Annotated in this window: 13 protein-coding genes; 10 read left to right on the forward strand and 3 right to left on the reverse strand. The window is 58.3% G+C overall.

All coding sequences use genetic code 11. The features are described from left to right. Positions 1–339: 339 nt before the first annotated feature. Both ACR3FB_RS12830 and ACR3FB_RS12835 read right to left on the reverse strand, forming a co-directional pair. Positions 340–2,013, reverse strand: a complete 1,674-nt coding sequence (locus ACR3FB_RS12830; protein ID WP_480565674.1) for an alkaline phosphatase family protein — start codon at positions 2,011–2,013, stop codon at positions 340–342. A gap of 311 nt (positions 2,014–2,324) precedes the next feature. After that, a complete protein-coding gene (locus tag ACR3FB_RS12835) occupies positions 2,325–3,269 on the reverse strand; it encodes a DMT family transporter (protein ID WP_480563353.1) in 945 nt (314 codons plus the stop codon). Positions 3,270–3,838: 569 nt separating this feature from the next. Here ACR3FB_RS12835 and ACR3FB_RS12840 point away from each other — a divergent pair. The 10 genes from ACR3FB_RS12840 (at position 3,839) to ACR3FB_RS12885 (ending at position 12,369) form a co-directional block, all read left to right on the forward strand. Continuing rightward, entirely contained in the window at positions 3,839–4,525 is a 687-nt protein-coding gene (locus ACR3FB_RS12840; RefSeq protein ID WP_480563351.1) for a haloacid dehalogenase type II, read from the forward strand. Continuing rightward, complete coding sequence (locus tag ACR3FB_RS12845) at positions 4,525–5,352, forward strand: alpha/beta fold hydrolase (protein ID WP_480563349.1); 828 nt, start codon at positions 4,525–4,527, stop codon at positions 5,350–5,352. Before ACR3FB_RS12840 ends, ACR3FB_RS12845 begins: the two co-directional genes overlap by 1 nt. Beyond that, positions 5,349–6,323 (forward strand): threonine/serine dehydratase family protein, encoded by a 975-nt coding sequence (locus ACR3FB_RS12850; protein ID WP_170472180.1) that lies wholly within the window; start codon positions 5,349–5,351, stop codon positions 6,321–6,323. Before ACR3FB_RS12845 ends, ACR3FB_RS12850 begins: the two co-directional genes overlap by 4 nt. Positions 6,324–6,378: 55 nt before the next feature. Continuing rightward, positions 6,379–7,167, forward strand: a complete 789-nt coding sequence (gene pcaD / locus ACR3FB_RS12855) for a 3-oxoadipate enol-lactonase (protein ID WP_480563347.1) — start codon at positions 6,379–6,381, stop codon at positions 7,165–7,167. An 11-nt stretch (positions 7,168–7,178) separates the two neighbouring features. Continuing rightward, positions 7,179–7,892, forward strand: a complete 714-nt coding sequence (locus ACR3FB_RS12860; protein ID WP_480563345.1) for an alpha/beta fold hydrolase — start codon at positions 7,179–7,181, stop codon at positions 7,890–7,892. 97 nt (positions 7,893–7,989) lie between these two features. Next, positions 7,990–9,189 (forward strand): TCR/Tet family MFS transporter, encoded by a 1,200-nt coding sequence (locus ACR3FB_RS12865; protein WP_480563343.1) that lies wholly within the window; start codon positions 7,990–7,992, stop codon positions 9,187–9,189. Positions 9,190–9,270: 81 nt separating this feature from the next. Beyond that, positions 9,271–10,362, forward strand: coding sequence for a Zn-dependent alcohol dehydrogenase (locus ACR3FB_RS12870; RefSeq protein ID WP_480563341.1), 1,092 nt, complete (start codon positions 9,271–9,273; stop codon positions 10,360–10,362). Between the two features lie 4 nt (positions 10,363–10,366). Next, entirely contained in the window at positions 10,367–10,735 is a 369-nt protein-coding gene (locus ACR3FB_RS12875) for a hypothetical protein (protein ID WP_170659828.1), read from the forward strand. Position 10,736: 1 nt separating this feature from the next. Next, positions 10,737–11,969, forward strand: a complete 1,233-nt coding sequence (locus ACR3FB_RS12880; RefSeq protein WP_480563338.1) for a mandelate racemase/muconate lactonizing enzyme family protein — start codon at positions 10,737–10,739, stop codon at positions 11,967–11,969. 112 nt (positions 11,970–12,081) lie between these two features. After that, entirely contained in the window at positions 12,082–12,369 is a 288-nt protein-coding gene (locus tag ACR3FB_RS12885; protein WP_170555798.1) for an ArsR/SmtB family transcription factor, read from the forward strand. Between the two features lie 34 nt (positions 12,370–12,403). Here the strand turns inward: ACR3FB_RS12885 and ACR3FB_RS12890 are convergent, their stop codons facing one another. Next, positions 12,404–15,400 carry an ABC transporter transmembrane domain-containing protein gene (locus ACR3FB_RS12890; RefSeq protein ID WP_480564963.1) on the reverse strand — a complete coding sequence of 999 codons (2,997 nt, stop codon included), beginning with the start codon at positions 15,398–15,400 and terminating at the stop codon, positions 12,404–12,406. Between the last annotated feature and the right edge of the window lie 176 nt (positions 15,401–15,576).

Below are 15,576 nucleotides of genomic sequence, written 5' to 3' on the forward strand. Positions count from 1 at the left end.
GAGGAATGGCTGGAACTCACTTGCCCAATTCCGATAGGACCGCCATCAAGGCTGCACTAAAAGCCGCAATCGAAGCGGCTGATAGGTTAGAGATATCAATCCAGCATTCTGAAAAGATAGGTGCTCTGCCTCCAAACCTGATGTCTGGTCAGCGTGAACTCTACGAGGCGAGACGACTACTGGCTTCGGGTATCGCGCACCTAGGAGAAAAGCGTTCTTAGCAACACTTGTACGGGCTGAAGCAAGAAGACGCATTTTCCGCTTTAGTAAAAATTTTCCGCAAAGCAGTCGTTCAAGCAAGTTGCAGCGAATGACTGCACTGAGCCCAGTACTACCACCTTAAGGACTCGGAGGGCCAATTTCCATTAACGGTTCACCAGCAGCGCTGCTAGGTTGGCTGATACCCAAAAAATTGCTCAGTGTAACAGCGACATCCACTGTTGAAACTGGGCGACTTACTCTAGCCGGTTTGATGTCGGGCCCAGAGAAGATGATCGGAACGTGAGTGTCATAGCGCCAAGGTGATCCGTGCATTACGGCAATCGGACCATCCTCAAACAAAAATGAATACGGCGTCTGCACAACGTAAATGTCTCCAGAGCGTGTTGGGTGGTAATTGCGCCGGATTTGGTTCTGCAGCGTGTGACCCTGTTGTTCAGCGAGCGGTACAGTCGGCATGGCAAGCTCAATACCCGGTTCGGCCATTAACCTTTCGGCGACGCGCCGTTCGATCAACCGGAGGTCGGCGCCTGCCGACGATATAGCGTTGTGGTCGAGATAAACATATGGACGAAAAAAGAACTGAATCGCGCCTTCAACACCGAATCCATCAGCAATAGTGGTATTTACCTCCGCCATCAGTACGTCGGTGGAGTTTCGGAAAGTCGTGAGTCCGGCTTGAGCCATCTCTTCCGGGGCTTCGGGCATGCCATGATCTGCGGAAAGCACGTAAAGTACATTCTCGGGTCCGACTTCTCGATCCAGGAAGGCGAAAAAATCTGCCAGCGTCTCGTCCAAGCAGCGCACCATTTCTTCATTTTCCAGGCTGGTTGGTCCAAAGAAATGGTTGGTTGCGTCCACGCCCGAGAAACTGATGGAGAGGTAGTCGGGCCACTCGTCAAGGCCTAGTTCTTCTTCTTTGATAACAGTTTTTGCAAAATCCGCCGTGATCCGATCTCCATGCGGTGAAACCAGGACCTGTGTGTAATAGAGCCCATCTTCCGGCGTCCCATAGAAATGTGGGAAAGTACGACCGAACGTGCCGAGATTTGTTACGAATGGACGTTCCTCTTTGTCCATCAGGTAGGGCGCGTCCGAGCATTCCGGCCACCATTCACTCTCGATTTTCGTATCTGCCGGGCGCTTGGCGTTCCAATCGTTTGCCCAGTCAGGATATGCGTCATAATAGTACGTGCTTGTTTCAAACGCGCCAGTGGCCGTCGACATCCAAAAGGCCTTGCCGACATGTCCGGCCATTGCAACCGCCGAACGGTCTTTGCCAGACACAGAAAACACTTTGGATCGGCCCGCATTGGACTTCGACAATTCATCTCCGAAAGTTGTGGCCAGCAGGTTAACAGGCGAACGGCCTGAGGTCGTAGCGGCTGCCTGTGTTGGGTCAACTTGATCGACCTCACCCCCAAAGCCGGTAACAGCTAGCATTGGAAAGTTCGGGTCCTCAATATTGTACCCCAAACGCTCTTCACTCCTGTTAAACCAGGCATTGCCAATCATTCCATGTTCAGAGGGGTATGCCCCAGTCGCAAGAGTCGCGTGGCCGACAATAGTTTCGGTGTTGGCGTGTCTATGGTGAGCGTCGGTGTACCAGACACCGGTTTTCAGAAGTCTGTAAAACCCTCCATCTCCAAAAGAGGCGCTGTACCGGGAAATCAAATCTCCACGCAGGCCATCCACTGTTATCTGCACGACAAGTCGAATGTCTTCCGTGGCACTTACTGCCGTTGCGGAAACAGATAGAAGCATGGTTGCGGCAAATGACCAGTATCTCTTCATTTCTTACCTCGCAGGGTGACTTCAGTGCCGAAAGTATCAGTGCCTATGCATTTCGGCTACTGTCAGTACGATCCCGCCATTGAGGTGCCCGTGCCGTTTAGGCCAAAGCCAGCTTACGATATTGATCGCTCGTCTGCTTAGTCCCGCGACTCGGACCTTCGGCGATTTTTTACGAACGGCTGCTGCTGGTGAAAGCCGACGTTCGGGTTGGAAATTTCAAATCAACGGCTTCGAACGGCTGCTAAACGCGATTCAGCAGACACTCACCAAAAATCAGCGAACGTCTGCACAGAGCCGAAACTGTCGAGTGCCTAAGATCGACCAACGTCCGCTTTGGTCGAAGGTTTTTGAACGAAGAATGAAAATAGGCGTCCGTCCGTCACCGCGAAACCCAATGCAATAATTGCAAAACCGATCCATGCTTCGAACCCCATATTTTCGCCAAGGAACATAACGCCGAGCCCAATTGCGAAGGGAGGGATGAGCAAGGTGACCAGCAGCAGATTAGCGGCCCCGGCCCGAACGAGAATGGCGAAATAGAGAAAATATGCCAGTGCAGTGGACAATGCGGCCATGCCCAATAGAGCGCCCCAAACACCTGCGGAGAGCGCAAGATTGGGTGGACCGTCGAAGACAAGCACAATCGGGATCATCAACAAGGTGCTGCCGATCAGCATGCCGAGCGCGTTCATGAGCGGCGGCTGACCAGCAAGCGCGGTCTTACCCCAAACACCGGCAAATGCGTAGGACAGTGTAGCGCCAAGGATGGCGAGCTGAGCCAGATTGCTGGGATTGAATTCGGTCAAAGCGCTCGGCCCCATGATGAAAGCCACCCCCGCAATACCCAAAGCTGCACCGAAAATTTTCTTTGCCGTCAAAGGCTCATCAGGAAGCAGCAGACCTGCAACAACTGCGGCAAACATGGCGGTAGTCCCGTTCAGAATGGAAGCTAACCCACTTTCAATCTGTGTCTGCCCCCAGAAGATCAACGAAAAGGGAATAGCATTATTGAGCGCACCCATCACCAGATAGGCACCCCAGACCCGCAGGGATCGAGGAACAGCAATTCCCTTGAGGAGCACAATCAACGCCAAAATTGGCACGGCCCAAATTACCCTGTGGAGGGTGATGGTGAGTGGCAGAACTTCACGCAGTGCTATTTCACCGAAGAAGAACGATCCACCCCATACCGCTGCCAGCAGTAGCAGCATGATGGTGGAGTTCAAATCCAAGGTAGGCGTGGGAGTTTTGGCCATTTCGAACTGTCCCAAGAATATTGTTTGTTATGTTCTGATACCCCAATCCGTCTCAGCGAGACGACCCGTTTCATGCGGATAGCATTGAAAGACAACGCGGATGTCCAAAGATTGCGTTGAAGACCGATAGCCGTCATCTGGGGAAAGTGGTCAGACGACCGCTCTGTCCGCATAGCGGACCAACACGGCTTGCGGACACCCCCAAGTTATTCCCTAACCTACGGACTTTAGGAAATTCAGTTCAACTGCCTTTGAGACCTGCAAAGTGCTTATCCCAGCGTAGAACTTCCTCTATCAGAGTGTTCGAACTTGCTCCCCAGAACTCCACCAAATTTCACAACTATATCTAAATCGCATTGGTTTTGCTCCCTCGAGCGGCAGGGTATGGGCACGTCTCTTTAGCAATGAGACTGCTAGAAAAACAACTGCCCTCTTGCCTCGGCAAAAGTGCAAACAGCTACTGGCAATACGCCTAACTAGCCCGCGCCTGACAAAATGTTGTCGGACCTTGGCTCTTTCCTGCACCGCCCTCTTGTGCCAACTTGCGCCAGAAAAAGGGGAGAGAGCTAGTGGCAATCACGACCTGTATATTTGACGCTTATGGCACATTGTTCGATGTGGCGGCTGCGGCTCGTCAGGCCGCTGTCGAGCCGGGCTTTGAGGCGCTCCGCGATACTTGGCCGGATCTGGCAAATCACTGGCGGCTGAAGCAATTGCAATACACATGGCTGCGCGCCGTCGCAGACGCTCATTGCGATTTCTGGGATGTCACACAAGACGGGCTGGACTGGGCGCTCGAGGCGACGGGGTTGCAAGGGGACGCCGAGCTGCGCCAACGGCTGCTGGATCTTTACTGGGAGCTACGCGCCTATCCCGAGGTGCCCCAGATGCTAAAGACGCTGAAACAAGGCGGGCTGCAAACCGCGATTCTGTCGAATGGGTCGCCTCCCATGTTAGATGGCGCGGTGCAATCGGCCGGTATTGGCGATATTTTGGACGATGTGCTTTCAGTCGAAAGCGTCAGTATCTTCAAACCCCACGCCAAGGTCTATGATCTTGTGCAGGGCCGGTTCGGATGTGCCCGCGATGAGGTTCTGTTCGTCAGTTCCAACGGTTGGGACGCTGCCGGGGCAAGCGGATACGGCTTTGTTACCGCATGGGTCAATCGCGCTGGCGAACCGATGGATCGACTGCCGTGGAAACCGGCGCATGTTCTGTCTGACCTGACCTCAATCCCCGAACTGGCCGGGCTGTAATGGGTGAATTCAAAACGTCTGACGGGATTCGGCTGCACTATGTGGATAGTGGCGCTGGCGTTCCTCTTCTTTGTCTGGCCGGACTGACGCGCAACGGGCGCGATTTCTCGCTTCTCGCACCGCATATGGACGATACCCGCCTGATCACATTGGATGCGCGGGGGCGCGGGCAGTCGGATCATGATCCGAACCACGCGAACTACAACGTCCTGCGCGAAACTCAGGATGTCGTCGAGCTGCTGGACCATCTGGACCTTGACCGAGTGGTGGTTTTGGGCACGTCGCGCGGCGGGATGGTTGCGATGACGCTCGCGACGCTGCAGCCGGACCGGCTGGCGGGCGTGATCCTCAATGACGTGGGTCCGGTGATCGAAGCCTCAGGTATCGCTCGGATCATGAATTACGTGGGCGTAGCACCCAACTCCAAGACTTTTGACGAGGCCGCCGCCGTCCTGAAGGCAGTGATGGAGCCGCATTTCCCCGGAGTCCCCTTGGAAACTTGGCGCATACAGGCCGAGAACCAGTATCACGAGACGTCGGAGGGGCTGGCCTTGCGCTATGACCCGGCCCTGCGCACGGCCCTATTGGAGCAGGCCGCAGCTGGCCCCGTGCCGGACTTATGGCCCTTCTTCGAGGCGCTACAGGGCATTCCAACGGGCGTTCTACGTGGCGCAAACTCGGACATCCTGAGCCAAGAAACACTGAAACAGATGCAGACCCGCCACCCGGGCCTGATCACGGCTGAAGTCCCGGATCGCGGCCATGTGCCTTTTCTGGACGAGCCGCAATCCCTCGCCGTTATTCGCAAGATTCTGGACCAAGCATGAGTACACTAGAGCTGATCGAAGCCGCTGCCCATCGGCTGAAAGGGCATGTTCGGGAGACGCCCCTTCTGACCTCACCCTTTCTGGACGAAATCGCCGGGCGGCGGGTGTGGGTCAAACCCGAATGCCTGCAACACACCGGCAGCTTCAAATTCCGCGGCGCGTGGTCGGCCATCTCGGCGTTGAGCGAGGCGGAAAGACAGCGCGGTGTGATCGCCTATTCCTCGGGCAATCATGCGCAGGGGGTGGCCTTGGCGGCGGCGAAGCACGGAATCTCCTCGGTCATCATCATGCCTTCGGACGCGCCGCAGCTGAAGATCGACAACACGCGTGCCTTGGGCGGTGAAGTTGTTCTGTACGACCGAGCCACGGAAAGCCGCGAAGAGATTGGAAATGCACTGGCCTCAGAACGCGGACTGACCCTGATCCGCCCCTACGACGAACCCCAAGTCATCGCAGGGCAAGGCACTGCCGGGCTCGAGATCGCGCGCCAAGCCAAAGCCGCAGGCGTGAGCAATGCCGACGTTCTGGTCTGTTGCGGCGGCGGCGGTCTAACGTCGGGCATCGCGCTCGCGCTTGAGGCGCACGCCCCTGGCCTGTGCGCACGTCCGTGCGAGCCAGACGGGTTCGACGACGTCAAGCGCTCGCTGGAGGCGGGGCAGATCCAAGGCAATCCTGCAACTGCAGGCAATATCTGTGACGCAATCCTTACCCCGCAACCGGGTGACATTACCTTTCCAATCCTCAACCGCCTCTGCGGCCCCGGCCTATCCGTGACCGAGGACGAGGCACTGCACGCCATGGCGCTGGCCTTTTTGCGCCTCAAGATCGTGTTGGAGCCGGGCGGCGCAGTGTCGCTGGCCTCGGCCCTCTTCCGCAATGAACAGATCGAAGGGGATGACGTGATAGTTGTCGCCTCGGGCGGAAATGTTGATCCCGGCGTCTTTGCGCGTGCGTTGGAATTCCTGACCTGACACCCATATCGGGTTTATGCAATCTGCACGCACAGGCCGAGCAAGGAACAAAAGCATGACGATCGCTGATCTGGGTCGCGTTCAGCTAAACTACCGGATTGATGGCGCACCAGACGGTGCGCCCATCGTGTTTGCAAACTCGCTGGGCACCAATCTGAACCTGTGGGACGATGTGCTACCACATCTGGCAGACGGACTGCGGATCATTCGCTATGACAAGCGCGGTCACGGCAAATCCTCGGTCCCGCCTGCGCCTTATGCCATGGGCGCGCTGATCCGCGATGCCGAGGCGCTGCTGGATCACCTCGAAATCCGGGATTGCGTCTTCGTTGGCTTGTCGATTGGTGGTATGATTGGCCAAGGGCTGGCGGTGAAACGGATGGATCAGGTCCGCGCGCTGGTACTGTCGAACACCGCTGCCAAGATCGGGATGCCGAAAATCTGGCAGGATCGGATGGAGGCCGTCCGCACCGGTGGAATCGAAGCGCTGGCCGATGCGACGATGGAGCGCTGGTTCTCGCGCGATTTCCGGGCCGCCAACCAACACCTCGCATGGCGCGAGATGATGGTCGGCCAGCCGACCGAAGGGTATCTGGGCTGTTGTGCCGCCATTGCGGGCACCGATTTCTACACGCCGACCAGCGGCCTGCGCCTGCCCACACTTGGGATCGCAGGCAATGAAGACGGCTCGACACCGCCTGATCTGGTACGCGAAACGGTGGACCTGATCCCCGGCTCGCGGTTCGAATTGATGCGCCGGGTGGGCCACCTGCCCTGCGTCGAAAAACCCGCTGAAAACGCTGCCCTGTTGCGGCAATTCCTGACCGAGATCGGTCACATCTGAAGGAGCGTCCCTTGGCCGAATTTCTATTGGTCCATGGATCCTGTCACGGCGCCTGGTGCTGGCGCGACCTGATACCCGAGCTCGAAGCGTTCGGCCACATCGCTCGTGCCATCGACATGCCCAGCCACGGCTCGGACCCGACACCAATCTGCGATGTCACGCTAGAGAGCTGCCGAGACGCCGTGCTCGCGGCCTCAACACCAGACGCGATTCTCGTCGGGCATTCCTGGGGCGGCTACCCGATCAGCGCCGCAGCCGAGGCCCACCCGAACGCCATGCGCGCCCTGATCTATCTTTGCGCCTATGTCCCGCAGGACGGATTGTCTCTGGTAGACATGCGAAGACGTGGTCCGGTGCAAACCATTGGCGATGCGGTCGACAAATCCACCGATGGGCTATCCTATACCGTGCATCCCGACCGCGTTCAGGACCTGTTCTATCATGATTGCACGCCCGAGATCCTGCCCTATGCATTCGCCCGGCTCTGCCCGCAGGCCATCAAGCCGCAAGACACACCGCTTTCATTGGGGGATCACTTTGACCAGGTCCCGAAGGCCTATATCCGCACCACCGAAGACCACACTATACCTCCGGCCTATCAGAAAGACATGAGCGAGCGAATTCCAGCACATCTGCGGCGGGATATCGACAGCTCCCACTCTCCGTTCTTCTCGCACCCGCGCCATCTGGCGCAGATATTGGATGAGCTGTCGGACAAGCTGTAACTGACTGACGAGACGTCATCCTGAGTGGCTACACAGCGCCCTTCCCTCATCCCGCTGGCCCCTCTAGTGTGAGCGATGGGTCATATAACCGGGTTCCATGCGTCTGCCATTTGTCTTTGTTCTTCTGACCGTCATGATTGACGCGATGGGTATCGGTCTAGTGATGCCGATCATGCCCCAACTGATCGTCGAGGTGCAGGGCGGAACGCTTGCCGACGCCGCCCTTTGGGGAGGCGTCCTCAGCACCGCTTTTGCCGCCATGCAATTCGTGTTCGGGCCTATTCTGGGAAACCTGTCAGACGCCTATGGCCGTCGGCGTGTCTTGCTGGTCTCGTTGTTTGTGATGGCTTTGGACTATGTGGTCATGGCCATTGCAGGCAGCATCTGGTTGCTATTGCTCGGTCGTATTGTGGGAGGGATCACAGCCGCAACCCACGCGACCGCGGCTGCATTCATGGCCGATGTCTCGAAACCCGAAGACAAAGCCGCCAATTTCGGCCTGCTGGGCGCGGCCTTCGGCATGGGATTTGTTCTGGGCCCCGTGATGGGCGGCCTGCTTGCCGAATACGGAACGCGCGCGCCCTTCTGGGCGGCTGCAGCACTTTCAGCCCTCTCATTCGGCTTGGGACTGATGGTCATGCCCGAAACGGTCACAGACAAAACCCGCCGCGCCTTCAGCCTGCGACGCGCCAACCCTGTCAATGCGCTAAAGGCCATCGCCGCCCTGCCCGGAGTTCGCCCCCTGTTGTGGGTCTATTTCCTCTACTCAGTGTCAATCTACGTATACCCCGCGATCTGGTCCTATTTCACGACCGAGCGTTTCGGGTGGTCGCCGCAGATGATCGGGCTGTCTCTCGGCGTTTATGGCATCGGCATGGCCGCCGTTCAGGGCGGGCTAATCCGACCCGCGACACGTCATCTTGGGGAACGCATGACCATCATCTGCGGCATGGGTTTTGAAGTTATCAGCTTTGCCCTACTGGCCTTCCTGACCAATGGCACTATCGCCCTGATGCTGATCCCGATCACCGCGTTGGGCGCGGTGATCACGCCCGCCTTGCAGGCGCTGACCTCGCGCGCGACGCCGGACTCGCAACAGGGTGAACTTCAGGGCGTCCTGACGTCTCTGCATGCTTTGTCGATGGTGATCTCGCCTCTGTTGATGACCAGCGTGTTTGCGTGGTTCATCCGGCCTGACACGTCACTCTACCTTCCCGGAGCACCGTTCCTCCTGGCACTGGTCCTTATGGCCGCCGGGTTTTTCCTGTTTCTGCGCGCTAGGCCTGCCGTGGCGTAATACCGACATACCCGTGACGGTTTCCGTCTTGCGAGATGTCAATTCCCACGCCACCGTGAACCAAACGAAGCGAGGGACGACATGCAAACCATCAAAGCCGCCGTATGCCGGGCGTTCGGGGAACCTCTGACCATAGAAGAGGTCCAACTGGCCGCCCCCGGCACTGGCGAAGTCGAGGTAACACTGGACGCGGTGGCCATTTGCCATTCGGACATCTCATATGCCGACGGCGCATGGGGCGGGTTCCTGCCCGCTGTCTATGGGCATGAGGCCGCCGGGGTTGTAAGCGCAGTGGGCGAGGCCGCAGGGGATTTCAAGCTGGGCGACCCAGTGGTCGTGACACTGATCCGGGCCTGCGGCTCCTGCCCTTCATGTGCGGGTGGCAAACCTACGATCTGCGAAACCCCCTATGACACGGTCAAAGGTCCTTTGCGTACGAGCGACGGAGGGCCTTTGGAACAGGCGATGGCCTGCGGGGCCTTCGCCGAGAAAGTCGTCGTCAGCCACCGGCAGATCGTTCGGATTCCGGAAAGCCTGCCCAAAGACCTAGCCAGCCTGTTGTCCTGTGGTGTGATCACCGGGGTCGGCGCAGCGGTCAACGCCGCAGGTTTGCGCCCCGGGCAAGACGTGGTGGTGATCGGCGCGGGCGGAGTGGGCCTCAACGCAATCCAAGGCGCTCGGATCGCTGGCGCGCGTCGCATCGTTGCCGTTGATATGACCGAAGAGAAGCTTGAGATCGCCAAGGAGTTCGGTGCCACCCACGGCGTCCTCGCCAGTCTGAAGGAACCATGGAAAGCAGCCTACAAAGCACTGGGCGGGCGCGGCGCGGATGCGGTTCTGATCACCGTCGGCGCGATCCCCGCATATGATCAGGCCCCACGCTATCTGGGTTTGGGCGGCAAAGCCGTGATGATCGGCATGCCCCATTCCGGGGACGAAGCCAGCTATGAGCCGGTGATCCTCGCCGCGCTTGGTCAGGGTCTGGTGGGGTCAAAGATGGGCGACGTGGTTATCCAGCGAGACATCCCCTGGATGATCGACCTCTATGAGCAAGGACGACTGAAGCTGGATGAACTGGTCTCGGGCCGCTGGTCTCTGGATCAGATCAATGAGGCGATTGCCGATACCAAGACCGGATCCGCCAAGCGCAACGTGATCCTGTTCGACAGGTAGGCCGATGCTGCGTTTCCTGACCGATCTCTTCAAACCCGAGGCGGCGAAACCTGCGCCTTCCACTTCGGAAACGTCGATGAATTTCGATTTGGCTGAGGTACCGCCTTTCCTGACAGGCCTCGCCAACAATCCCCGTTTTGGGCTGCCCGAAGCTCTGGTCACCCAGATCGCGGAGAACCTGTCGGATTTGCCCGTGGACCAAAGCAGCCGCTGGCAGATCGAGGGCAGTTTCGACGGCAAACCAGCGCTGATCGAAATTCAGGCTTTCATGGACGACGTCGACGCCCCGGACATGGCGTTCTTTGGCAGCGCCGAGGTGGTGGCCGAGATTGATCGCGAACTCATTGCCTTTGACCAAGCACGAGAGGGCTAAGATGAAACTGCAAGACCTCGATATCATCGTCACGGCCCCGCCAGCCCCAGGATGGGGCGGTCGCTATTGGATTTTGGTCAAGCTGACTACGGATACCGGCATCACCGGCTGGGGCGAGTGCTACGCCTCCTCGGTTGGACCAGACGCTATGAGCCACATAATCCGCGACGTGTTTGACCGCCACATGCAGGGCGAGAATCCGGAAAACATCGAGTTGATGTTCCGCCGCGCCTATTCCTCGGGCTTCACGCAGCGCCCGGACCTGACTGTGATGGGAGCGTTTTCGGGGCTTGAGATCGCGTGTTGGGACATTCTGGGCAAGGACCGCGACCGCCCGGTCTATGCGCTGTTGGGCGGCAAGATGAATGACCGCATTCGCGCCTATACCTACCTCTACCCCCTGCCCCAGCATAACCTGACCGACTTCTGGACATCGCCCGAACAGGCGGCTGAGGCTGCGACAGATGCGGTCCGTCGGGGCTATACCGCCGTCAAGTTCGACCCCGCCGGTCCCTATACGATCCGGGGCGGGCACATGCCTGCGATGTCCGATATCTCTCTGTCCGCCGCGTTTTGCAAAGCGATCCGCGAGGCGGTGGGCGACAAGGCCGATTTGCTGTTTGGGACCCATGGCCAGTTCAACACCGCAGGCGCTATCCGCTTGGGTCAGGCGTTGGAACCATACTCTCCGCTTTGGTTCGAAGAACCCACTCCACCCGACAATATCGAGGACATGGCCAGCGTCGCCCGCAACGTCCGCATACCTGTCGCGACCGGAGAACGCATGACCACCAAAGCCGAATTTGGCGCGGTTCTGCGCGCAGGCGCGGCGGAGATTTTGCAACCGGCTTTGGGGCGTGCAGGCGGTATTTGGGAAATGAAGAAAGTCGCTGCGATGGCCGAAGTGTTCAACGCGCAAATGGCCCCGCATCTTTATGCCGGGCCGGTGGAGTGGGCTGCGAATATCCATCTGGCGGCCTCTATCCCGAACCTGTTGCTACTGGAAACCATTGAAACGCCATTCCATGACAAGTTGATCAAGGGCTCAATCCGGGTTGAGGACGGGTTCGTGCCCCCTCCAACCACCGCCGGACTTGGGATTGAAGTGGACGAAAATCTGGCTCGCGCGCATCCTTACAAAGGCGACGGGCTTCACCTTCAGATGCAGGAAGAACCGTGCGACTATGCCAATCGTAACGCCTTTCAGGGTGGGGCTCCCGTATCTGAGGGGTGACATTATAACGTTTCTTAGGGCATAGTGTCAGAAGACTTAGTTGAAGAACGGTTGACCGGTGACACTGAAAGACAGCACCACTCAAGCCCCGGCATCGGACGGATTGGCGGAAATGAAAGACAACGCAGCCCGTGCCGCCGCGTTTCTGAAAACGCTGGCGCATGAGGGCCGCCTGATGATCCTGTGTCACCTCGGAGACGGCGAGAAATCGGTGGGCGAACTGGAGGCGCTTTTGCAAATTCGGCAAGCCGCCGTCAGCCAGATGCTGGCCCGTCTGCGTGAGGACGGTTTGGTCTCGACCCGACGCGCGGGGAAAACGGTGTTTTATTCTCTTGAGGATGGCAACACAAAACAAGTGATCGAACTGCTCTATCAACTGTTCTGCAAGCCGAAAGACTGACAGAGGAGCGTTCCGGGGTTAACTCGAAACGGCCCTAGTTCGAGACATATCCCGCAACCACCTGCAGCAACTTGAACGCCGTCGCCGCGTCGTTTTCGACCACGGCCAGGAATTCCTCTTCCCCGATGCGCAAGCAGGACAGGTCGGTTTCGGCCACCATGCTCAACGCGCGGGGCTCTTTGCGGATCAGGCCCAGCTCTCCTACCAATGCCCCGGGGCCGACGCGTAGGATCAGCTCATCCGGCGTGCCCGATTTGGGCAGATACAACCCCGCCTCGCCTTCGAGAACAACGTAGGCACCGTCCGTGGGCTGGTCATCTTTGAGGAAGATCACCTGCCCGGCAGAGGCATCAAACCACCGCGCACCAAAGGCCAGCAGGCGCAACTGTCGCCGATCAAGGCCAGAAAACAGCGGCGTCTGCTCTAGGGCGCGCAGCTTGCGGGCCAAGTCGGCCGAGGCGGCACTATCCTCTTCCACATCCCCCGGTCCTTCATCCGTGACAACCCGACCTTGCCGGATCTCGACATACATGTCGAAGACATCGGGGTTTTGGAATTGATCGTTCAGATAGATGACCGTGGTCTCGGGCAGCAGCGCGCGCAGGTTTTTGTAGACCGCGACCTGCGTCTGCATGTCATAGCTGGCCAGCGCGTTTTCCAGGATCAGGATGTCGGGTTTCTTGATCGTCGCACGGGTGAACGCCAGGGGTTCGGCAAAAACTGCGGGCAGGTTCTGCCCACCGAGCGCCACGGGCACGTCATAGATCAACTCAACCACCAACGGGCGCGCGCCGTGTTCGGCCAGAACGTCGACGATCAGCTTGCGCACCTCGTCCGAGCGCGCGCCGCCGATCTCGCTGACCTTGCCGAACAGCGCGTTCTCCATCACGGTCAGGCCGGGCGCGACGGCCTCAGGGTCCAGCGGCACGAAGACGTCCATCAACGGCCGCATCAGCTTTTCCGAGTGGCTGTGGCGCAGCTCCAGAATACGGTCCTTCAATTCATCCGAAAATGCCGGGCCGATTTGTTCAGCCGAAACGACCAGAGGCACCGCCAGCAAGGTGGCCAGCTGCTCGTCATCCAGCCCCTCGGCGCCTTCCTTGCGGGTGCGCTCGACCAGTTCGACGGCTGTTTCATAAGTCTGCGCCTCAAGCCCCAGTTTGCGGAACAGTGGGTGATCCGTTCCATCCAGACCGAAGATCTGACGCAGCATATCGATCACATCACGGGTCAGCGCGATCAGAGTCTCGTCCAAACCCAGTTCGCGCAATTGACCCAGAAAGACCCTCTGCTGTGCCAACAGCGCTTGCGTGACCGGCACGCGGGGCGTGGCAAATAGCAGGTTCTCAGCCACGGGCAAGGCCGGGTTATAGGTGGACTTGTCGAAGATCAGCGCCTGCTGCTCAAGCCCTGCCTTCTTCACCGCCTGTTGCACCAACGGGCGCAGCCTGACCAGTTTCTGCGCCAGTTCCGGGTGTAGTGCCGCGTCGAAAATCTGCTCGGCCCCGCGCTGGAACAAGGCAGCTCCTGACCCCATTCCGTCAATCAGTTGAAGCCACCAATCCCGCAGGGCATCCGCCGAATCCAGCCCTGCCAAAGACGGGTCCAGCCACTCGGCCTTGAATGGGTCGGTGCTGTTGCCCGCGCGCAAAGTTTCGGCAAATCCGGGATCGTCGCCCCCCTCCGACAGGGGCTTGTAGCGCATCGGCATCATCACATTATCGCCCAGCGTTCCCTGAAACATCACCGGCCGCGATGACGCATAGCCGATCCGCGCAGCGACGACGCCCTGATGCAGTTCGGCCAGATTCTGCTCGCCAATGCGGACACGCCCAGCGCTCGGCAGGATTTCACGGGTCAGCAGCTCGGCAATGGCGCGGCGGTCTTCTTCGCTAGGCGCGGCGATGCCGATTGTCTTTCCATGCGGGAAGGTCAGGTTAAGATCGTCTAGGATCTGGTTTCCGTCCATGTCGCGCACCGACACCCGATCCAGTGCGATGTCGCCATCAAGATGCGGGCGGGTTTTTGGCTCACCCTCAAACAGTGCCTCATCCTGCATTCCGGCCGGCGCAAACCGTTCGATCACAACATCCCAACGCAATGACATGTCCTGCGTCTGGTTGTAGTAGGTCAGCAGTTCCTTCCACGGAGAGCTGAGATCCTTATACGCCGCCAACGCCGCCACCAGCGCGCCCAACGAGACCGAGCCCTGCAGGACCAGCAGACCACCCACCAGATAAAACATAAACGGCGTCAACTGTGAGATGAAGTTGTTGATAAACTTCATAAAGAACTTCTTCTGGTAGATCTCGAACCGGATTCCGAAGAGCCGCCCCAGTTGATCCGAGATCATGGCCCTGCGATACCGCCACCCCCCATTTGCGCGCAGGGTTGAGGCCCCAGCCGCATTCTCGCCAATCTGAGCGGCAAGGATGCGCACCTCCTGGATGCGCTTTTTGTTAAGAAGGTTGATCTGGCGCTGCAGCTTGGGAATCAGCCAGGCCTGCACGGGGATCAGCGCCACTGCCGCAAGGCCGAACCAGACGCTTTGCAGAAACAGAAACGACAGGATGGTGATCATTTGCCCCGCCTGCAGAACTGGCTGGCTGATCGCATCCCCCATCAACCCGCCCATCGGCTCGCTTTCAGCGGTGATCATCGAGACCATCTCACCCTGGCTGACCCGCTCGAAATAGGGTTGGGGAAAACGCAGGGCGCGGCTGATCAACTGATAGCGAAAGCGGCGCAACATACGCTCGCTCAGGACACCTTTCATTGTGTTGATGCGCATTTTCATCAGGCCGTGGGCCAGCACCGCCGCCAGAAAGGCAAAGCAGAGAATGATCAGGAAATTCGTCTGCTGCAGGCTGTAGCCCCAAACCTGAACCACGCTGCTCGAGGCACCAATCGCGTCATTAATAATGCGCTTGGGCAGCTCAAGCGTGAGATAGAGCAGCGGAAACAACGTCGAGGTCACGGCCAGCAGGATTAACTGGTCGCGTTTGGAGTATTTCCAGATGAAGCGGAAAATCGTGCGTTCTATGGAACCTGTCCCTGCTTTTGATCAATGATCCGGTTTCGAAACGATGCACGGAAAATTAACAGTCTGAATTTACAGTAATCTTGCTTTGCTAGGCAAATAGTTTCCGACAAAGTGCCAATCTTTGCGCATGTGTGAACTAGTTCATTTGCCTACACGCATTTTAG

This window comes from Ruegeria sp. AO1, assembly GCF_056535985.1.